The sequence below is a fragment of the Prauserella alba genome (assembly GCF_024171735.1).
GTDB classification, from domain to species: domain Bacteria; phylum Actinomycetota; class Actinomycetes; order Mycobacteriales; family Pseudonocardiaceae; genus Prauserella; species Prauserella alba.
This window is the reverse complement of sequence record NZ_JAMTCH010000004.1, coordinates 327,312-347,898: the sequence shown is the minus strand read 5'-3', so window position 1 is coordinate 347,898 and position 20,587 is coordinate 327,312. Positions and strand designations below refer to the sequence as shown.

Here is a 20,587-nt window from a genome sequence, read left to right as displayed (position 1 = left end):
TCGTCCTCTCAGGAATGCTCGCCCGCGGCGGCGGTGGCGGACTCGGCACGGACCAGTCCGGCGATCGCTCGGACATCGCGGAAGTTGTCGGCCTGGACCTTCGCAGGCGAGATGTTCACGCCGTAGCGCTCGCGCACGTGTCCCAGCAGCAACGCGGTACGCAACGAATCGAGTATTCCCCATTCCAGCAGCGGGGTCGTCGTATCCAACTCCTCGTCCTCGTCGCCGAACAGGAACTCCGAGCGGATGTAGCCGAGCAGCTCCGTCTCCAGTTCTCCGGTGTTCACTCTGGGCTCCCTTCTCGAGCGAGCACGGCCGTGTCGGCCGCGTTTCGCGACTGGTTACCGCCCGGCGCCACGGGCTGCTGCAGTGCGCGCCGGTCGACCTTGCCGTTGCCGGTCCGCGGCAGTTCGTGGACGAACCGCACCCGGTCGACGACGGCGTAGGACGGCAGCGTGGCCGCGCAGTGCGCCTTGAGCGCCAGCCGGCCGGGCGGCCCGCCGTCGACGGAGACGACGAACGCGACCAGCCGGGCGTCGATGCCGTCGCCGGTGAGAGCCACCGCGACGTCGGCGACCTCCGGGTGGGCGGCGATGGCCGCTTCGACTTCCTCGAGGCCGATCCGGTGGCCGCGCACTTTCACGGTCTGGTCGCGCCTGCCGATGTAGTCGAACGCGCCGTCGTCGAGAACGCGCACGATGTCGCCGGTGCGGTAAGGACCACTGTGGGGCGCGCCGCCCCAGTACCCCATGAGCACGGTCGGTCCCTCGACGACCAGCTCACCTTCCTGGCCGGGAGCTGCGCTGCCGCCGTCGGCCCGCCGGGCCCACACCGTGTCGCCGCTGCATTGGCGGCCGATGGGCGCCGGCCGGTCCCGTTCGAGGTCGGACGCGGTGACCTCCCGGAAGGTGCACACGTTCGTCTCGGTCGGACCGTACAGGTTGAGCAGCCGGGCCCCGGTCCATTCGGCCAGTGCGCGGACGCCCGCGATGGGGAAAGGCTCACCCGCGAAGCAGACGGCCCGCAGACCGGGCGGTGGCGGTTCGTCCAACAGGCCGCCGTGCCGCATCATCAGCACCAGTGCGGACGGTACGGAGTACCACACCGTGATCCGTTGCGCGCGGAGGAAACGGACGAGTTCGCTCGGGCTGTAGGCCAGCTCGGCCGGCAGTAGATGGACGGACGCCCCAGCCGCGAACGCGGCGTAGAGGTCCATGACGGAGAGGTCGAACACGAGCGGTGCGTGGTTCGCGAGCCGGTCGGCCGGCCCGACGGCCAACTCCTCCATCGCCCACCGAACGAACGCCAGTGCGTTGCGATGGCTGATGCACACGCCCTTCGGGGCGCCGGTCGAACCGGAGGTGTAGAGGATGTAGGCGAGCTCGTCGGGGTGGACGGCAGCGGCCACCGGCTCCGCAGCAGGACCTCCGGCGTCGGGTCGACCTCCGACGTCGGGGTGGGTTCCGGCATCGGGGTGGGTTCCGGCGCCGCCGAGGCCGATGACGCGAGTCGTCGGCAGTTCGCGGTCGATCGCGCCGAGTCTGCCGTCATCGGTGCAGACCACACGTGGCGAGCAGTCGGCGGCCAGGGCAGTCACCCGCCGCAGCGGTGCCGTGCCGTCGGCAGGGACATACGCCGCGCCGAGCCGGAGCACGGCCTGCATGGCGACCACGACGTGCACCGACTTGTCCGACCACAGCAACACCCGGTCACCACGGCCCACACCCAGCTGGGCGAGCACCGAGGCGAACGCCGACGCCCTGCGGTCGAGCTCGCCGTAGGTGAGAGCGTCAGCGCCGCACGTGACCGCGAGCCGGTCCGGATCGCGGGCGGCCGTGCCGATGACCAGTTCGTGCAGCCTCACAGGCCCATCCCTCTCGCGACGATGTTGCGGTGCACCTCCGAGGTGCCGGAGAACACGGTGCTCGGCAGGCAGTCCCGCAGCTGGGCCTCGATGCCGGTGCCGACGAGGTAGCCGCTGCCGGCGAACAACTGCATCGCGGCGACACTGTTGGCCACCGCCGCCTCGGACACGGCGAGCTTGGCCATCGACGTCGCGGCGACGTCGGCCCGCCCCTGATCCATGAGCCAACAGGCTCGGTACAGCAGCAGCCGCGCACCGTCGATGCGCTGGCGCATCTCGGCGAGCGGATGCGAGACGGCCTGGAACTCGCCGATGGGCCTGCCGAACTGCCTGCGTCGTCTGGCGTGGGTGACGCAGCGGTGCAGCTGCTCCTCCATCAGGCCGAGGTAGAGCGCGAACAGGCAGGCCCGTTCCCACCCCATCGAATGCTGGAAGATCAGCGCGCCCTGCCCCGGCTCGCCCAGCACGTGGCACTGCGGTACCTCGGCGTCGTCGAGACCGACCCTGCCGGCGGGACAGCCGTGCAGCCCCAGCTTCGCCATCGCGGGGCCGACCGTGAGCCCCGCGGTCTCGCGCGGGACGACGAATCCCGTGGTGCCGAGGAAACCGTCTGACGGGTCGGTGACGGCGTAGACGACGAACACGTCGGCGACCGGTGCATTGCTGGAGAACGACTTCTCTCCGCTCAGGCGGTAACCGTCGGCCGTTGCCGTGCCTTTCATCGCCAGGGCCCCGACGTCCGAACCGGCGCCGTCCTCGGTGATCGCGTTGGCCGCGATCAGCTCGCCCTTCGCGAGGCCGGGCAGGAGACGAGCCGCCGTCGATTCGGTGGCGAAGTCACGGATGGCGACGCAGCAGGCCAGCAGATGCGCCGCCACCCCGAACGCCAGACCCGTGTCGGGACAGGCACGGCCGAACGCTTCGAGGCACAGCGCGGTGTCGAGTGCGCCGAGGCCACCGCCGCCGTACTCGCCGGGCAGGCACAGACCGGTGAGCCCGAGCTCGCCCGCGACCCGCCAGCGACGTCTGGTGTGCTCGGTGTCCGGAGTGGATGGTGGGGTGTCGCCGAGCCGTTCGCGTACCGACGCGGTGAGTTCGGCACACCGGTCGCGCTGGCCGTCGGTGAGCTCAAAATCCACTGGCACGCTCCGATACCGCATCGCCCGCCGGCACGTCGCCCCGGCCGGGCGCGTGGTCGAGTTCGGCCCGGATCCGCGTGTCGACGGCGGCGGCAAGGCCCGCGACCGTCGGATCCTCGAAGACGACCCGGATGGGCAGTTCGATGTCGAACGTCTCCTGGATCCCGGCGATCAGCCGGATCGCGAGAATCGAGTTGCCGCCGGCGGCGAAGAAGTCGCTGTCGGCGCCGACGTGATGGCCCAGCAGTTCGGCGAACAACTCCGCGACGCCGGTTTCGACGTCGCCTTCCGGAGCTCGCAGACTGGTCTCGCCCGACGCGGTGAGCGCGACGAGCCTGGTGCGGTCGAGCTTGCCGTTCGCCGTCAGCGGGAACCGATCCACGAGGGTGTAGGAACTCGGCACCATGTAGGAGGGGAGCCGGCGTGCGCAGTCGCCGAGCAGCTGCTCGGCGAGCCCGTCACCGGCCGAGGCTTCCGGAACCGCGAACGCGCGCAGCCGGACCTCACCCGCACCGTCGGCGTCGGTGAGCAACACGGCTTCACGGACCGAGGCGTGCGCGGTGAGCACGGCCGTGACCTCGCCGATCTCGACCCGGTGGCCGCGGATCTTCACCTGGTCGTCGTTGCGCCCGACGAAGCAGACGTCGCCGGACGGGAGCACCTTCGCCAGATCGCCGGTCCGGTACAGCCGGGAACCGTCGGCCGAGAACGGGTCCGGCAGAAAACGTTCGGCGGTCAGTGCCGGTGCGCCGGCGTAGCAGCGCGCCAGTCCGGTCCCGCCCACGTACAGTTCGCCGACCACGCCGACGGGTGCCGGGCGCAGCAGCGGGTCGAGGACACGCATGACCACACCGGGCAGCGGCCGGCCGATCGGCACGTTGTCGCCGGTCACCGGTGCCGTGACGGGGTGGATGCACGTGCCTACGGTCGCCTCCGACGGCCCGTACTCGTTGATCAACCGTCCGGGGCCGAGCGTGGCGGCCCAGTGCTCGGCGAGGCGCACGGGCAGTTCCTGACCTGCCACCACGATCACGTCGGCGAGATCGCCGATCCAACTCGGGTCGAGCTGCTGGGAGAGGATCTCGAGGTGCCCGGGGGTGAGCTTGAGGAAGCTGAACGGTGCTCTCTCCCTGAGCAGGGCGCCGAGCTCGGTGAGGTCCATGTCGGGCGGCAGCAGGTGCACCGGTTGCCCGGCGAGCAACGGGGCCCACAGGTTGGGGACCACGAGGTCGAAGGCCACCGAGGAGAACACGGCCGCACCGCCCGAACCGCGGGACGTCAACTCGGCGGTGGCCCAGCGCAGGTGGTTGGCGAGCCCGCGATGCGTGATCTGGACTCCCTTCGGCTTCCCCGTCGATCCGGATGTGTAGATCACGTAGGCCAGCAGGTCCGGATCGGTGAGCCGCTCGGGCCCGGTCCCTGCCTCGCCGGGGTCGATCTCGTCGACCAGCAGTACGCCCGGGCGATCGTCGGTGAGCCGGTCCCGGAACTCGCCGGTCGTGATCACGGCGGGCGCCCCGGCGTCCGCCAGCACGAGTTCGGTGCGCTCGGCGGGCGCGTCGACATCGAGCGGTAGATACGCCGCACCCGCCTTCCACACCCCGAGGAACGCTGCCAGCAGGTTCGTCCCGCGTTCGAGCAGGACACCGACGACGGTGTCGGGCCCGGCGCCCATGGCCTGCAACCGATGCGCCAGCGCGCCGGCCTTCGCGTCGAGTTCGGCGTAGGTCAGCCGGTCCGTCCCGCACATCAGGGCGGTCGCGTCCGGTGTTGCGCGAGCCTGCCGTTCGAACAGCTCCAGGGTGGTGCCGGGGTCGCCGCCGGGCACCGCTTCCCGGTAGGTCGCGGTGTCGAGCAATTCGCGCTCGTCGGACGGCAGGAAGTCGACTTCGGACAGTGCCCGGCCAGCGGTGTCCTGCGCGATGGACTCCAGCAGCGCGAGGAAGTGCCGGGTCATCCGTTCCACGGTTCCCGGTTCGAACAGCGCAGTGGCGTACTCCAGCCCTCCGGCGAGCGTCCCGTCCGGTTCTGCGCGCAGGTAGAGCGTGAGGTCGGTCTTGGCGATCCGGGACGCATCCAGCAGGGTCGCCCAGTCGTCGGGATCACCCGCCGAACCGGTCAGCTTGTGGTCGTGCAGATCGAAGGCGACCTGGTAGAGCGGCGTCCTGGAGAGGTCCCGTTCCGGAGCGAGTTCGGCGACGAGCCGGTCGAACGGCACGTCCTGGTGCGCGAAGCCGTCGCGGCAGGTGTCGCGGACCGTGGCGAGCGCCGTCGTGAAATCCGTGTCGGGATCCAACCGGCAGCGGAGCACGACGCTGTTGAGGAAGAACCCGACGACGTTCTCCAGCTCGGGCCGGTTCCGCCCGGCGACCGGCGTGCCGACCACGACGTCCCAGTCCGAGTTGTACCGGGCGAGCAGGGTGGCGAAGGCGGTCAGCAACGTCATGAACGGCGTGGCGCCTGCCCGCTTGCCCAGGTCGTCAAGAGTGGTCGCCACGGTGGCCGGAACGGTGAAGCCGACGATGCCGCCGTGGCCGTCGCGGGCGGCGGGACGCGGTTTGTCGAGCCGCACGGTCGTCGGTTTCGCGCCGTCCAACTCCGCCCGCCAGTACGCCAGCTCCTTGTCGATCACTTTCTCGTCGAGGGTGGCCCGCTGCCACACCGCGAAGTCGGCGTACTGCAGTTCCTGCGGCGGCAGCGTGGGGGAGCGATCGGTGAGGACGGCGTCGAGCAGCTCGTGGAACTCTTGCTCCAGCACGGTCGACGACCAGCCGTCGATCGCGATGTGGTGCGCGGCGATCACCAGGACCTGGTGGTCGCCGCACCGCCGGAGCAGTGCTCGCGTCACCGGGCCCGACTCGATGTCGAAGCCCCGGTCGAGGTCCCGGTCGAGTTCGGCGGTGAACGTCGCATCCGGCATGTCGCCGACGACGCGCAGTTCGTAGTCACCTGCCGGGTCGATCACCTGGTGCGGCTCACCTTCGTGCAGGACGAACCGGGTGCGCAACGCCTCGTGCCGTTCGAGCAGCAGGTTCAGCGCCCTTCGGACCTGTTGGGTTCCGGTTCCGGCGGCGACGCGGACGAACAGTGCGCTGACCCACTCGCGGCTGCGCGGCCGCATCCGGTCCAGTACCCACATCCGGCGTTGCCCGAACGAGAGCGGCAGCGGACCGTCACGGGACACCCGGGTGATGCGGTCGTCGTCGGCCGGGTCGCCGGTCGCCTCGGCGACGACCGCGGCCTGCTCGGCAAGGGTGGTCGCGTTCATGAGGCTGCTCAGGTCGACTGCCGCACCGCACGCCTTGCGTATCCGGTTGGCCAGGCGCGTCAGCTGCAACGACGAACCACCGAGCGCGAAGAAGTCGTCGTCGGGTCCGGCGTCGTCGGTCTGCAGCAGATCACGCCAGATCTCGGCGACGATCCGTTCGGCCCCGGACAGCGGACCGGCCGGGGATTCCGGCTGCACGTCGATCCGGGGCAGTGCCGATCGGTCGATCTTGCCGCTTCGCGTGGTGGGAAACGCGGTGAGTCCGCCGAACACCGCCGGGACGTGGGTGGCGGGCAGCCGAGCCGTGAGGAACTCCCTGAGGTCGGCGGGAACCTCGCCGCCGGCCGTCTGCACGTGCGCGGCCGCCCGGGTGTCGCCGTCCGCGGTCGTGAAACCGGTGACGACGGCGCCGTCCACGGCAGGGTGGGCGGTCAGCGCGGCCTCGATCTCGCCCGGCTCGATCCGCACGCCGTTCACCTTCAACTGGTGGTCGATCCGGCCGACGTACTCCAGCAGGCCTTCCTGCGTCGTCCGCACCAGGTCACCCGTGCGGTACCCGCGCGATCCGGGCGGCCCCGCGGGATCGGGGACGAAGCGTCCGGCCGTCTCCCCGGCACGGCCGTGGTAGCCGTGGCCGACACCCACACCGCTCGCCACCAGCTCGCCGGTGCGGCCTGCCGGCACCGGATGCCCGGCGTCGTCGACGAGTTCGATCCGGACGCCGTCGATGGGCAGCCCGATCGGCACCGGTCCCGACCACTGTGCCGGATCGAACCGGTGAGCGGTGACCTCGATCGAGCACTCCGTCGGGCCGTAGGTGTTCCACACGTCGACGGCGTCGGGATGCGGAACCAACCCGAGGAATCGCTGCACCAGGTCGGCGTGCAGCTGCTCGCCGCCGGAGGACAGCAGCCGCAGCGAGCCGCATTCCTCCCAGCCCTGCTCGGACACGAGCGTCCGCAGCAGCGAGGGGACGACCTGGAGCACCGTGATGTCCTTCTCCGCCATCGTCCGCACCAGTGCGGCGGGGTCGCGTTCGGCGCCGTCGGGTGCGAGTACGACCGTGCCGCCGCTGATCAGCGGAGCGAAGATCTCCCAGCCTGCCGCGTCGAAGGTCAGTGCGGTCTTCTGCAGAATCCGGTCACCGGGGCGCAGGCCGTGCACCCGTGCCCGCCACCTCGCGTGATTGGCGATGCCGGCGTGGTGCACCACAACAGGTTTCGGCGTACCGGTGGAACCCGAGGTGAACAGCACATACGCGGGGTCGATGCCGGCCGGCTGCGTGGGACCACCCGAGTGGCCGCCGGAGACGCCCGGCACGTCGTCGGGCACGACCGAAGGGACCCCGGCCGGCGCGACCCCGTCGGCGTGGGTGAGGACGAGTCGTGCGCCGGCGGAGGTGAGCAGGGATGCGATCCGGCCCTTCGGGTGCGCAGGATCGACCGGCAGATAGGCGCCACCCACGCGCCACACCGCGAGCAGTGCGGCGACGAGGTCGACCCCGCGGGGCAGGCACACTCCGACGACGTCGGCCGCGTCACCCCGCGCGCCTGCGCCCCGGTCGGCCAGCAGCTGCGCGAGACGGTCGGCGCGGGCGTCGAGGTCGGCGTAGGTCACCGACTCGGCACCGTCGACCACGGCCACCGCATCCGGTGTGGCCGCGACCTGACGTGCGACGAGTGCGGGCACGGTCGGCGGTTCGTCCTGGCGGCTCATCTTTCTCCTCCGGTGGTCGGGCAACTCATGCGAGAACGTGGCCGGCCCGGGTGCGCAGGGCACGCGAACGCCGGTGGTCGAGGTGCACGAACGTGCGATGCAGCCAGCGGTCGTTGCCGTCGTAGCGCGGCGTGAACACGGTGCGGCCGTGCAACGTCACGCGGTTGTCGACCAGCGCGAGGTCCCCCGGTTGCAGCGGCAGCGTCTCCGCCGCGCCCGTCACGGCCTCGAACAGCGCCTCCAGCGCGTTCTTCGCCTCGTCGTCGCCACCGGACGTGGCGTGGAAGTCGACCTGGATGTCGGGATCCGTCGGCTCCCCGGTCAGGACCGCGTGCCGGGGCGCGTCGGCGCCATCGCCGCCGAACGACGGCGGCGCCTGGGTGGTGAAGCGCGGCTCCGCGAGCACCGCGCGGATCGCGTCGGGCAGCGCGCCGACGGCCCTGCGAATGCAGGACAGCTGCAGCCCCGCGACGCGCTCGTGGTCCGCGCGGATGCAGAACAGGCAGACGTAATCGGGGCGGCGCGGGTGGAAGGCGTTCTCCACGTGCATCGCGAGGCGGGTGCTGCCCGCGTTGCTCTGCTGCTCCTCCAGCCCCGGAACGGGTACGACGTTCTGCACCAGGGCGCCGGACTTCTCGTTGCGATAGGCGATGAGCTCGCCGAGGTGCAGCGACAGCAGGCCGATCACCGCGGACCCGACGCTGGCCTCGCGTTCGACCGAGCTGGGTTCGGCGGGCGTCGGCCGGTCGGCGGTACCGGGCAGGTTGCGCACGAGCAGCGCTCCCGAGTCACCGGGATCGTGACGGAAATCCTGTAGTCGGCGGCGAAGCCGGACCGGCAGTCCCGCCGCCGCCGACCGGCAGTCGTCCACCCACGACGGGTCGTCGATCACGCGGGGAGGTGCTGCTACCAGGTCTCGCGCAATGGCAGCGATCCCGTCCCGTTCGGCGTCGGTCAGTGTGAGTGCGAGGTCGTTGCTCATGGTGTTCCCTTCGGCATCCCCGCGAGGAGGTCGGAAACGGTCTGTTCGGGATCGGCGGCGATGGCGGTGAAGGCGGCCGCCACGTGTTCGAGCACCTCGGTGGCCTGGGCTCGACCGATCGCATCCGGCCGGTACCCGAGTCGCACGTGGACAGTCGGACCCGGGACGACGACGAGGCGCAGCGGATACGGCGTGTCGTCACCCAGCTCGTGATCGACGATGTTCAGCTCGCCGAGCTCGGCATCCCAGTCGCCGGGATCGAAGGGGTAGTTGAGCACCATCATCGTCGTGTCGAACAGCGCCGACCGGCCGTGTCCCGCCTGGCGCTGGATCTCGGCCAGTCCGAGGTGATGGTGATGCAGCAGGGGCAGTTGTTCCCGCGTCAGCTCGGCGAACATCGTGGTCGCGGAGGCCTGCTCGTCGAGGCGGACCCGCACCGGGACCGTGTTGGTGAGCAGCCCCACCATGCCGTGGATCCCCGGCACCTCCGGTGGTCGTCCGGAGACCGACGTGCCGAACACGACGTCGTCGTTGCCGGTGAGCCGCTTCAGCACGGTCGCCCAGACCAGCTGGACGATCACATTCAACGTGACGTCGCCGCGCCGGGCGGTGGCGGTGAGCCCGGCGGAAACCCGTTCGGTCAGGTGTGTGGTCAGCAGTTCGTGCGTCACGTACTCGGCAGGGGGCAGGTCAGGCGCGACGTGGGTCGGTTCCGGGATGCCAGCGAGGTAGGCGCCCCACGCCGCTCGCGCGGACGGCCGGTCCTGCCGTGCCAGCCAGTGCACATAGTTCCGGTAGCGCGGTGGTGCGCCCAGCGCGCGATCGTCACCGTGCGGGTAGCAGGCGAAGAGCTCCCGCAACACGATCGCCATGGACCAGCCGTCCCACACCACGTGGTGCGCGGTGAGCAGCAGCCGGTGCCGTCGCTCGTCGAGGCGCAGCAGCCGGCACCGCAGTGGTGGCGGCCGGTCCAGTGCGAAGTGAGCGGCCCGGTCGGCGGCAGCCAGCCGCGCCGCACGGAGGTCGCGTTCCTCGGCGCCGAGGTGCGACAGATCCTGCTCGGCCAGCGGTATCGCCGGTGGATCGGCCACAATGACCTGAACCGGCGACGAGACGTCGTGTTCGAACGCGGCCGCGAGGTTCGGATGTCTGCGCAGGACCGTCGTGAGGGCCGCGCGGAGTCTGCCTGCGTCGAGGGGGCCGTCGACGGTCATACGCAACTGTTCGTTGTAGACGTCGACCGTGTGCTCGGTGACCAGATTGTGCAGCAGGATCGCCTCCTGCAGCGGTGTGAGCGGCAGGATGTCGGTGGTGTCGGGCCTGCGCTGCACGATCGTGTCGATGTCGTCCTGGTCGAGCGATGCCAGCGGCACGTCCGACGGCGTCATGCCGCCCGAATCGGGACGTCGGCCGTGATCGGCCAGTCCCGTCAGGGCCAGCCGTACCGAGTCGAGGAATTCTGCGACCGCCGATTCGCCGAGCACGCCGGAGGGCCACATCGCACGTACGGCGAGCTCGGTGCCGCCCGCGCGGTCGTAGGCGATGACGTTGACTTCCATGGCGTGCGGCATCGCCATCCGCGGATCCGGGGCACCGGAGAACGGTTCGTCACCGGTGAGCGACCAGTCCGAGGCCTGGGAACCAGGATCCGCGCCGTCGGAAACCGGAAGCCTGCCCAGGTAGTTGAAGGCCAGTTGGGGAGAACCGAGCGCCGCGAACTCGGCAGCGGTGTCCTCCTTGAGGTGACGCAACATGCCGAACCCGAGCCCGTTGTCGGGAACGGCGCGCAGCTGCTCCTTCACGCGCTTGAGGATGGTGGCCAGTTCCGCACTTCCGGTGGTCACCGCGTGCCAGTCGGGGCGCCCGGGGTCGACGGACACCGGGTGGATGCTGGTGAACCAGCCGACAGTGTTCTCGAGTTCCACCGCCACATCGGCGCCGTGCCTGCCGTGCCCTTCGAGATCCACGAGCACGGCGGTGTCGCCGTGGCCGGGCACTCGCCGGCGTCGCCAGTGTGCGAACGCGAGCGTGACTCCGGTCAGCAGCACGTCGTCCTGGTTCGCCCGGTACCGCTCGGGAAGGACGGTCAGGAGCGGCTCGGCGACGCGCGCAGGCAGCGTGATCTCCGCCGTGGCGGCGGTGGCGAACGTGTCCTTCGCCGGGACGAGGCTCCGCACGCCGACAGGCGGATCGGGCGTGGTCAGTATGCGGTGCCACAGTTCCCGCTGCGCAGTCCAGTGGGGCTCGGCCGCGGCGGCGGCCAGCCGGGTCGCCCACGTCCGCGGTGATGTCCCCGCAGGCGTCCACTCCGGTGACTCGTCCGTGGCGACGAGCCGCCACGCCCGCGCCAGATCGTCGAGGAGGACGCGCCAGGAGACACCGTCGACGGCCAGGTGATGGACGACCAGCAACAGCGTCCCCGGTTCGGCCTCTCCCGTGCTCAGCCACACCGCCCTGACCAGCTCGCCCTCGGCCGGTCGCAGCGCACCGACCGCTGCCCTGCGTTGCTGTTCGACGACGGTGCCGAGGTCGGTGCTCGCGACGTCGACGGTGGTGAGCACGTCGTTGGCCGTTCCCTCGGGTGGGACGACGTGCATCGTCCGGTCGGCCGCCAGCCTGGTCCGGAGCGCCGGATGACGTTCGGTGACGAGCTGGAGCGCCTTGGCGAGCCGGTCGTGCCCTGCTCCCGCCGGAACGCGGATACGGGCCGCCTGATGGAACTCGTCGATCGGCCCGAGGTCCAGCGCCCAGTGCACGATCGGCGGTGCGGGCAGGGAGCCGATGCCGTCGTCGGCGCCGGTGTCGACGTCGCGGCGCGCGACCTCGGCGAGCTCCTTGACGGTCGGATGCTCGAAGACCTGCCGCGGTGTCAGTACGAGCCCGGAGGCGCGCGCGGACGACACCAGCCGCAGGGCAAGGATGCTGTCCCCGCCGTGCCGGAAGAACGAGTCGTGCACGCCGATCTCGGCCACGCCGAGGATCTCGGCGAAGATCGTGCACAGGGCCACCTCGTCGGCGGTGGTGGGCGGTTGCGGCGCGGTGGCCCGTCCAGCCGGCGGTTCGGGAAGTGACTCCCGGTCGACCTTTCCGTTCGGCTGCAACGGAAACGCGTCCAGCACGAGGACGGCCGACGGAACCATGTGCTCGGGGACGACCTCGCCGAGTCCGTGTCGCAGCTGCTCGCCGTCGACGCGGGCTCCCGGCCTGCGCATCACGTACCCGAGGAGCTGCTTCCCACCGGCCGCCGTCTCCCGGGCGGTCACGATCGCGCCTGCGACGCGGGAGTCGGCGGCCAGCGCCGCTTCGACCTCGCCGAGCTCCACCCGGAAGCCGCGGATCTTGACCTGGTGGTCCGCACGTCCCAGGTACTGGAGCGCGCCGTCGTCACGCCGATACGCCAGGTCGCCGGTGCGGTACATCCGGCTTCCCGGTTCCGCGAACGGACAGGGGAGGAAGACGTCCGCGGTTGCGGCTGGCCGGTCGAGGTAGCCACGGGAGACGCTGCGGCCCGCGACGTACAACTCACCCACGGTGCCCGGCACCACCGGCTGGAGGTCGTCGTCGAGGAGGTACACCGCGACGTTGTCGATCGGGCGGCCTATGGTCACCGGCTCGCCTGGGCGGATCGCACCGCCGGTTGCGGTGCAGCAGACCTCGGTGGGGCCGTACATGTTCAGCATCCGGCGACCACGGGCCCATCGGTCGACGACCGCGGCCTCCGGTGTCTCGCCGCCGACCACCAGGTGCGCGAGATCGGGCAGCCCGTCGGAAGGCAGCTGGCGCAGCACGGTGGGCGGCAGCGCCGCGTGGGTGATCCGTTCCGTACGCAACACCTCGAGCAGGTCCGACAGCGGGAGGTTCGCCGGCTCGGGCGGCAGCACCAGCCGGGCACCCGCGACCAGGGCAGGCCAGATGTCCTCGCTCGCCGCGTCGAACGCGGGGGACACGTACTGCAACACGGTGCTGTCGGCATCGAGCCCGAACCGGGCACGGTTGTCGAGTGCGAGGTTCGCCAGCCCCTGGTGCAGCGCGACGACGCCCTTGGGCGTTCCCGTGGACCCGGAGGTGAAGAACACGTTGGCGGCCGAGGTGCCGTGGACGGCGACCGGATCGGTGAGCGCGGCCGTGCCGGGCCGGTCGTTCACGTCGATCACGACCGCCTCCGGAGGCAGCACCGCGGCGGCCGCCTCGACGTCCGAGACCAGCACGCAGCGTGCCGTGCTGTCGGCCAGCATCGATCGGACACGCTCGCGCGGGTAGGTCAGGTCGAGGGGGAGGTAGCACCCGCCCGCACGGAGTACGGCGAGCATGGCCACGATGAGGTTCGGCGAGCGGGTCATCGCGATGCCGACGACGTCCTCCCGCTGTACGCCCTGCTCGACGAGTCGCGCGGCCAGCGAGGCCGATTCCGCGTCGAGCCCGCCGTAGGTCAGCCGGCTCCCGCCGCCGGACACGGCCGTGTCGTCGGGCCGGTGCCGTGCCACCTCGCGAACGAGGTCCACGACGGTTCGCCCGTCGGAAGCGACCGCGGCATCGCCCGGTGCACAGAGACTCGCCGCTCGTTCCGCCGCGGTGAGCACGTCGACGGACCGGAACTCGCGGTCGGGCTCGTCGATCACGGCGCGGACGAATCCGGCCCAGCGGTGCAGTTCGCCGTCCAGCCGTTCCCCGGGGTGCAGTGCGGGATTCGCGTCGACGGACAGGTCGATGCCGTCGACGGCCGAACCCGTCACCCCGAAGGTGAGGTCGATACTGGGGCCCGATGCCAGGTTGCGCGCGGTCGCCGTGGCGTCACCGAACCGGAACCGCCCGGGGTAGGGCATGAAGTTGAGAATCGGCCCCAGCGGGCCTTCGCCCGTGCCGGGAACGTCCAGCGCGCGGCACAGGTCGTCGTAACGGAAGCGTTCGTGCCGTTGCACGTCGGCGATCTCGGCTGCCACCGACGGCAACAGCCCGCGCAGCGTTGCCCCGCCTGCGACGTCGAGCCGCAGCGGCACGGTGTTGGCGGCCATGCCGGGGGTCCGGCGTGCTGCCACGCCCCGCCGGCCGCTGTTGGTCAACCCCAGCACGACGTCGCGCCTGCCGGTGACGCGCCGCAGATACCCCGCGGTCGCGCCGATCACCAGGAACTGCCACGTGGTGCCGGCTTCGGCCGCGGCGTCGACGAGTCTTCCGGAGTCCATGTCGGACAGCCGGGACACCTGCCGGGCCCGGACCGCCTCGTCCTGCCGGCCCGTCATGACGGCCGGAACCCGCATCGGGTCGGGGCGGTCGGCGAACCGTCCGGCCCAGTACCTGCGGTCGAGTTCGAAGTCCGCACCTGCGCGGTACGCCGCGTCCTTGGCGGTCATGTCGGTGAGCTGCCCGAGCCGGGCCGGCTGCGGTTCCGCCAGCAGCAGGCTCGTGTACCGCGCTGCCAGCGACTCGTGCAGCAGCGGCATGCTGTGACCGTCGGTCACGGCGTGGTGCATTCGCAGGTAGAGCAGGTGCCGATCGTCGGCGATCCGTATCAGCGCCGCGAGCACCATCGGACCCGTGGCCGTGTCGATCGGCGTGTCGAGATCGCGGTGCATCCACTCGTGCGCCGCAGCCGTCGGATCGGCCACGGCGCCGACGTCGATCTCGTGCAGCGACGGAGCGCGATCGCTGACCACCTGGGCCAGCTCGCCCGCGGCCGTCTCCTCGATCCGGAGCACCCGCAGCGCATCTGCCTCGTCGCACAACCGGGCCCATGCCCGCGTCAGCACCGGCACGTCGAGTTCTCCGGTCAGGGTCAGATACTCCGCGCAGGTGTAGCGACGTTGGGTCGGATCCTGCTGGTGGGCGAACCAGACCGCCTTCTGGGCGTGGGACAGTGGTTGTCGATGCTCGTTACCGGTGGCCATTTCGCTCCCGTCGCCCCTCGAGCCACAGTGCCTTCAGTCGCAGTTCCCGGAGTCGTTGCGTATCGATTCGGAGTGCTTCGAGTGGTCCCAGCACCTCGAGTAGCCGTACGTCGAGTCCCGGCGCCTCGAGCCGCAACGCCTCATCCGTCGGAAATGGTGCGAGATCGGACTATGCGTGAGCTATATCGGCCGGCGGGAACCGAGATATAGAACGGATATAGCGTGGAGATGTGGCGTCGAGCGCGAAGGTGCTGACGCGGTGTGGTGGCTCCTTCGGCTTTCGCAGCTCACCCGATGTCGTCCCAACGGCCGTACCGTCGCATGCCGTAGAGCAGTGGCCGGCCGTCCCGGACGCCCAGGACGTCGTCGACCTCGCCGTACACGACGACGTGGTCGGCGACCGGATGCGCAGCGGTCACTCGGCAGTCGGCGATGGCGTGGCTGTCGGCCGTGAGATGTGGGCCCGCGGTACCCACGTCCCAATCGACGAGGTCGAACCGCTCCCGCCTGCCGGATGCGAACAGCTCCGCGGTGGTACGCGCACGCTCGTGCAGGAGGTTCACCGTGAAGCGGCCACGTTCGATCACCGCGGACAGGGTGGGGCTGCCCTCCCGGAGGCTGACGAGCAGCGCCGGAGGCGTCATCGACACGCTGCACAGCGACGAGCACGTCATACCCCACGGCCTGCCCGCCGGATCGGTCGACGCCACGACCGCCACTCCGGTCGGGAACCCCGCCATCATCGTGCGGAACCCGCCCGCCGTGTCAGCGGTTCCAGCGACCGACTCGGTCATGGTGGTACCTCCTCACGGCGGTCGGGCGCACCGCGGTCGCCGGGGACGGTGCGGTGCGTTCCGTCGCCGGTCATGTGCGCATCGCCGCCAGGTACTCGTAGTGACTCGGCAAGGTGTCGACGAGTGACCGCGCCTTGTCCCTGATGGCCGCGAACTCCTTGCGCACCGCGGTGTCGTCGGTGAGCGCCAGCGCAGGTGAAGGGGAAGGGCGGAGCCCACCGGTTCCCAGCAGAATGCACATGTAGGAGAACGGTGGCAGGCCGTGGTAGTAGGGGAAGACGCTCTCGCTGTCCGGTAGCTGGACCTGCCACCGCTCGAAGCGCTCGGCCAGCGCGTCGGGAACGGGTCGTGTCTTGGCGTCCTTCCAGTACGGGGTGTCGTTGCGGGCGGCTCCGCGATAATGCAGGGCGAGGAACTCGCGTACCCCGTCCATCACGTTGGCGACGGCCGCGTTGTACCCCTCCCGCAGTTTCGGCTGCCAGTCGCCGCCGGGGAAGTACTTCACGAGCTGCTCGACAGCATGGTGGATGAAGAAGATCCCGGTCGATTCGAGCGGTTCGACGAAACCACTGGCCAGTCCGACGGCCACGCAGTTGTTCTTCCACGACCGTTCGCTGCGGCCGATGCGCATCCGGATGTGATTAGCCTCGACGTCCTCGGCCTCGGGGCCGACGAACTCCCGCAGCCGCCGTTCCGCCTCGTCGGCCGTGCAGTAGTCGCCCGCGTAGACGTACCCCGTGCCGATCCGGCCGAACAGTGGAATGGTCCAGATCCAGCCCGCGTCCTGGGCGGTCGCCGTGGTGCAGGGCCGGATTCCGCGTTGCTGCATGTCGAGCGGAACCTGCAGTGCCACGGCCCGGTCGTTGGGCAGGGTGTCCTGATAGGAGACGAACGGCACGTCGAGGGTCTTGTTCAGGAGCAGGCCGCGGAAGCCGGTGCAGTCGATGAAGAGGTCACCGCTGATCTCACCGTGGTCCTTCGTGACGATGTGGTCGATCCAGCCTCGTTCGTCGAGGAGGACGTCCTGCACCTCGTCGATCACGTGCCGGACGCCGCGGTCGGTCGAGTACCCGGTGAGGTACTTCGCCAGCAGCGCGGCCTCGAAGTGGTAGGCATACGGGAACTGTGTCCTGCCTTGATATTCCGACATCGTCATGCCGACGGGCTCGTCGTCGCTGTCGACGGCGTCGTGTTCGAGCAGCGAACCGCCGAGGTACCGCGGGCTGCGGCCGGCGTCGCACAGGGACGCCATCACGTAGCAATCCTTGTCGAAACGCTCGGTCGGACCACTGTGGAGCCACCAGTCGGTCAGCGGGAAACCATTGACCGAGGACAGTTGTTCGAACGGGTGGTAGAAGTGATGTCCCGGTTCGCGCCAGTCCTCGAACCGCACCGCCAGCTTGTAGGTGGCGTTGCAGGCGGGCATCCAGTCTTCCTCTTTCAGGTCGAGGAACTCGAAGAAGTGCCGGATGTCGCTGAAGGTGGCTTCGCCCACCCCGATTGTGCCGATCTTGTCCGACTCGACGAGGGTGACGGACAACCGGTCCCCGAACGCCGCCTTCAAATAGGAAGCGGTCATCCATCCGGCCGTGCCGCCCCCGACGATGACGACCTGGTCAGGATTCTTCATGCTCACATCAACACCTTGTTCGCTCGATCGCTACGGACTGCGGTGAAATCGTGCGACGGTCGTGGCGGGGCGACGAGAACCAGTCGGATTCCGGCTCGTAAGCGGCCGGCTGTCCACGCGTGGACGGCGGGTCAGGCGTGCGCCTCGGCGAGCAGGCCGACGTCCTTCGCGGCGGCCATGATGCTCTCCCGCTCCCGCCAGTGCGCCCAGAACGCCCCGGTGTAACCGAGCCCCACCAGGCTGGTGAGGAACGGGTTGTCGGCGTAGTTGTTGTCGTGGTTGCTGATTCCGGCGACGGTCGGCAGCATCACCCGGTACAGCTCGGATTCGGGTACGTAGTCCCAGAGGAACTGCAGTGACCGGTACCAGCGCCCCGAAGGCGAACCGATCGTCTCGGGGTCTTCGGGAAGGTCGGGGGAGAAGTACGAGACCAGGCGGAAGTCGCCGTTCTCGTCGAACATGAACTGGCGCTCGTACTCGACGGGGCCCGAGCAGTTGCGCAGCGGTGTCAGCACGATCGGCTCGGTCGCGTTGTTCGACTGCAGACCCGGTGCGCTGCGTACGCCGTCGCATTCCTCCGCGAGAGAGATGCCCAGCTCGGTGTAGGGGAAGAGGCGCAGGCCGAGGCTGAATCCGGTGACGGTGGCGTCGAGTGCCATGAACCGGTCGATGCAGTCGGCCATGGTGCCGAGTGTTTCGCCGGGCATGCCGAACAATGCCTCGACCATGGTGGCCATTCCGTTGGCCTTGCAGAGTTCGACGAGGTTCTCGGTGTCGGCGAAGGTGTAGTAGGTGCCGCCTCTGTCGGTGACCTTCCACCGGTGGAGCAGGTCGGCACGAACGTGATCGGCACCGACGTTGACGCCGACACAGCCGGCTTCGGCCAGTAGTTCGGCGAACTCCGCGTCGAACGGCGCCGGTTGGCAGTAGACCCACAGCCGGAGCCGGTGCAGTGAGGAACCGGGATCGCGGTGCTTCCGCGCTGCGATCTCGCGCAGTACCTGTTTGCTGTTGTTGATCGCCAGGTTGAACTCGCTGTCGGTGGTGTGCAGATCGTGGATTCCCTGGTCGGTCAACGACTCCATCTCGTCGACGACCGCGGAGACGTCTCTGCGCGCGAACCGCGTGCCCTTCGCGTCGGGCTCGACGCAGTGCGTGCACCGGTAGACGCACCCGTTCTTCGTCAGAATGCTGCCGAGCCCGCCCGACCGGTAGTAGGCGAGATTGTCGACGCGGTCGGGAACCTCGGAATGCCTGCGGTACGCGGCCGCGGTCTCGGCCTGCCATGCTCGGCTCTCGTACCGCCCGCTTTCCCGGTCCTCGGCCGCGTTGCCCGGGGCGGTATCGGTGGACAGCACCAGGTGGTCGGGGAGGGTGCGGACGACCCGTCCGCCGCCCTTGTTGTGCAGGATTCCGGGAACGGCTCCGGCTGCCGCCTCGTTGCTCCGGCCCGCCCGCAATGCGGTGGCCAGCTCGCACAGCGTGTGTTCGCCGGGGCCTTTGACGCCGAAGTCGATACCGAAGTAGTCGACCAGGGCGAACGGCATGGTGGAGAAACCGATCCCGCCCCCGACGATCGGGGCCTCGGTCAGCTGCTTGATCGCGTCGATGATCTCTTTGTGCTCATTGACGAACGGACGCTGTTCGTAGGCGTAAACGGTGTCGGTGTTGCGGACCGTTACTCCGACGAGCAGCGGTTCCCGCTCGGCGAAGTACTCCTTGAGCGCGATGTCCCATTCGTCCCTGCGGAACGTCAGGTCGACCACGTCGACGGCGAATCCCGCGTGCTCCAACGACGTCGTGAGCACGTCGAGCGCGTACGGTGCGATCGGTGGATACACCTTGTTCGGATTGACCAGAACCACCAGATCGTCGCTCATCGCAGCACCTTTCCTCGTTGGCTGTGGGAGAGTTCCTGCGCCGGGTGGCACACGACCTCGTGCGGCACGAGGGCGGCGGTGCGGGCGGCCAATCGCCTGCGGATCTGGCCTTCGGTGACATCGCCGACGGCGACTATCGTGATGCGACCGGCCGGTCCCGAACGGTCGACCGACACGGAAGCATCGACGAGGCCGCGGATGTCGCGGAGGCTGGCGAGCAGGTCGCCGGGGTCGATGCTGACGCCGTCGACGTCGACCCGCTCGTCGGCTTTGCCGGCGAGCACGAAACCGCCGTCGGCGCCGGGACGGGCGAGGTACCCGCTGCCGACCGCACCCTCGGCGGAACGGGAGAGAAGTCCGTCGGTGGTGGCGATCCTCGTGTCGGGTCCGGCCGTCCACATCGTACCCACGCCGTGGTTCCGTTCGCCGTCGTCGCCGGGATCGCTCAGCCACACCGGCTTTCCCGGAAGCGGTTCCCCGATGTAGTCGTCGTCGCGGACCTCGCGCGTCACCGTGAGCACCCCGGTTTCGGTGGTGCCGAACAGGGTGAGGAACGAACAGCCCGCGAACCCGGCGGCGACCCGTTCGGCTCGTTCGGTGGTCAGTCCGCCACCCTCGGGGACGAATCGGACACCCGAGTAGTTGTGGCGGGCGGAGGCGGCCCTGCTGCCGAGCAGAGCCAACGGGGGCGGGGTGAGACACACGGCCGGCCGTCCGTCGAGGGCCGCGGCCGCCGCGTGCCATTGGTGGGGCCGGAACAACATCAGGTCCCGGCCGAGCACGACGGCCGGCAGCACGATCCGGTGCAGTACCGTCGCGAGGTCGGTCGCGAACTCGGACGCCGTGCATGCGGCGAACAGCTCGGCCTCGGCGTACTCGGGAATACCGGTCACGTAGAGGTCCACCGTGTCGGCGAGGGTCTCGGGTCGCCCGAACAGCAGTCGGGGTTGTCCGGTCGTGCCCGAGGTCGCCGTGGCGTAGGTGACACCGTCCACATCGGGTGGTGGCGTCGCCCGCGGGTGGGCCGAGACGGGTGCAGCGGTCGGCGAGGCCGGCGCGGATCCCCATTGCACCGGGTCGCCGATCACCCAGGACCGTGCGGGTTCCGCGAGGCCGGCCGCCAGGACAGCGACTAGAGCGCCGGGACCGCTGTCGGGCGCCAGGACCACGCCACGTGGCAGCTCGGACAGTTCGGCGGCCGTGCGCCGCGCCCGTGCCACGAGCTCCGGCCAGGGCAGGCGGCCGTGCTCGGTGAGAAGTCCCGCCCGTGATCGGTCCAGGCTGTCGACGATCCGGCTCAGCCATGGTTCGTTGTTGCCCACGCCATCCCTTCCTCACGCATGTGTGCGGCCGTCTGGTTGGGCAGCCACGAAGCCCCAACGTGAGGAATGGTGGGAGTGCGAACTATGCCTGAGCTATATCGGCTGGC

The 20,587-nt window shown here is 70.0% G+C and carries 10 protein-coding genes; all 10 read right to left on the bottom strand.

Annotated features, from left to right (window positions below):
* Nucleotides 1-8: 8 nt before the first annotated feature.
* A complete protein-coding gene (locus LY12_RS10530) occupies nucleotides 9-287 on the bottom strand; it encodes an acyl carrier protein (protein ID WP_253855532.1) in 279 nt (92 codons plus the stop codon).
* Entirely contained in the window at nucleotides 284-1,864 is a 1,581-nt protein-coding gene (locus tag LY12_RS10525; protein WP_253855531.1) for an amino acid adenylation domain-containing protein, read from the bottom strand. Before LY12_RS10525 ends, LY12_RS10530 begins: the two co-directional genes overlap by 4 nt.
* Nucleotides 1,861-3,003 carry an acyl-CoA dehydrogenase family protein gene (locus LY12_RS10520; RefSeq protein ID WP_253855529.1) on the bottom strand — a complete coding sequence of 381 codons (1,143 nt, stop codon included), beginning with the start codon at nucleotides 3,001-3,003 and terminating at the stop codon, nucleotides 1,861-1,863. Before LY12_RS10520 ends, LY12_RS10525 begins: the two co-directional genes overlap by 4 nt.
* Complete coding sequence (locus LY12_RS10515; protein WP_253855527.1) at nucleotides 2,993-7,987, bottom strand: non-ribosomal peptide synthetase; 4,995 nt, start codon at nucleotides 7,985-7,987, stop codon at nucleotides 2,993-2,995. The genes LY12_RS10520 and LY12_RS10515 overlap by 11 nt, the downstream gene beginning before the upstream one ends.
* 25 nt (nucleotides 7,988-8,012) lie before the next feature.
* Complete coding sequence (locus tag LY12_RS10510; protein WP_253855525.1) at nucleotides 8,013-8,969, bottom strand: TauD/TfdA family dioxygenase; 957 nt, start codon at nucleotides 8,967-8,969, stop codon at nucleotides 8,013-8,015.
* Entirely contained in the window at nucleotides 8,966-14,854 is a 5,889-nt protein-coding gene (locus LY12_RS10505) for a non-ribosomal peptide synthetase (RefSeq protein ID WP_253855523.1), read from the bottom strand. Before LY12_RS10505 ends, LY12_RS10510 begins: the two co-directional genes overlap by 4 nt.
* A 287-nt stretch (nucleotides 14,855-15,141) precedes the next feature.
* Nucleotides 15,142-15,648, bottom strand: coding sequence for a flavin reductase family protein (locus LY12_RS10500; protein WP_253855521.1), 507 nt, complete (start codon nucleotides 15,646-15,648; stop codon nucleotides 15,142-15,144).
* A 70-nt stretch (nucleotides 15,649-15,718) separates the two neighbouring features.
* Nucleotides 15,719-17,278, bottom strand: coding sequence for a tryptophan halogenase family protein (locus LY12_RS10495; RefSeq protein ID WP_253855519.1), 1,560 nt, complete (start codon nucleotides 17,276-17,278; stop codon nucleotides 15,719-15,721).
* A 131-nt stretch (nucleotides 17,279-17,409) separates the two neighbouring features.
* Nucleotides 17,410-19,158, bottom strand: coding sequence for a tryptophan 2-C-methyltransferase (gene tsrT / locus LY12_RS10490; protein WP_253855517.1), 1,749 nt, complete (start codon nucleotides 19,156-19,158; stop codon nucleotides 17,410-17,412).
* The gene (locus tag LY12_RS10485) at nucleotides 19,155-20,480 is read right to left on the bottom strand and encodes an AMP-binding protein (RefSeq protein ID WP_253855514.1); all 1,326 of its coding nucleotides are present in this window, start codon (nucleotides 20,478-20,480) and stop codon (nucleotides 19,155-19,157) included. Before LY12_RS10485 ends, tsrT begins: the two co-directional genes overlap by 4 nt.
* Nucleotides 20,481-20,587: the final 107 nt, after the last annotated feature.

What these genes read in the sequence shown, in the direction of transcription:
- LY12_RS10515 (WP_253855527.1), bottom strand. Translation starts at nt 7,987, where the DNA reads ATGAGCCGCCAGGACGAACCGCCGACCGTGCCCGCACTCGTCGCACGT.
- LY12_RS10510 (WP_253855525.1), bottom strand. Translation starts at nt 8,969, where the DNA reads ATGAGCAACGACCTCGCACTCACACTGACCGACGCCGAACGGGACGGG.
- LY12_RS10505 (WP_253855523.1), bottom strand. Translation starts at nt 14,854, where the DNA reads ATGGCCACCGGTAACGAGCATCGACAACCACTGTCCCACGCCCAGAAG.
- LY12_RS10500 (WP_253855521.1), bottom strand. Translation starts at nt 15,648, where the DNA reads ATGACCGAGTCGGTCGCTGGAACCGCTGACACGGCGGGCGGGTTCCGC.
- LY12_RS10495 (WP_253855519.1), bottom strand. Translation starts at nt 17,278, where the DNA reads ATGAAGAATCCTGACCAGGTCGTCATCGTCGGGGGCGGCACGGCCGGA.
- tsrT (WP_253855517.1), bottom strand. Translation starts at nt 19,158, where the DNA reads ATGAGCGACGATCTGGTGGTTCTGGTCAATCCGAACAAGGTGTATCCA.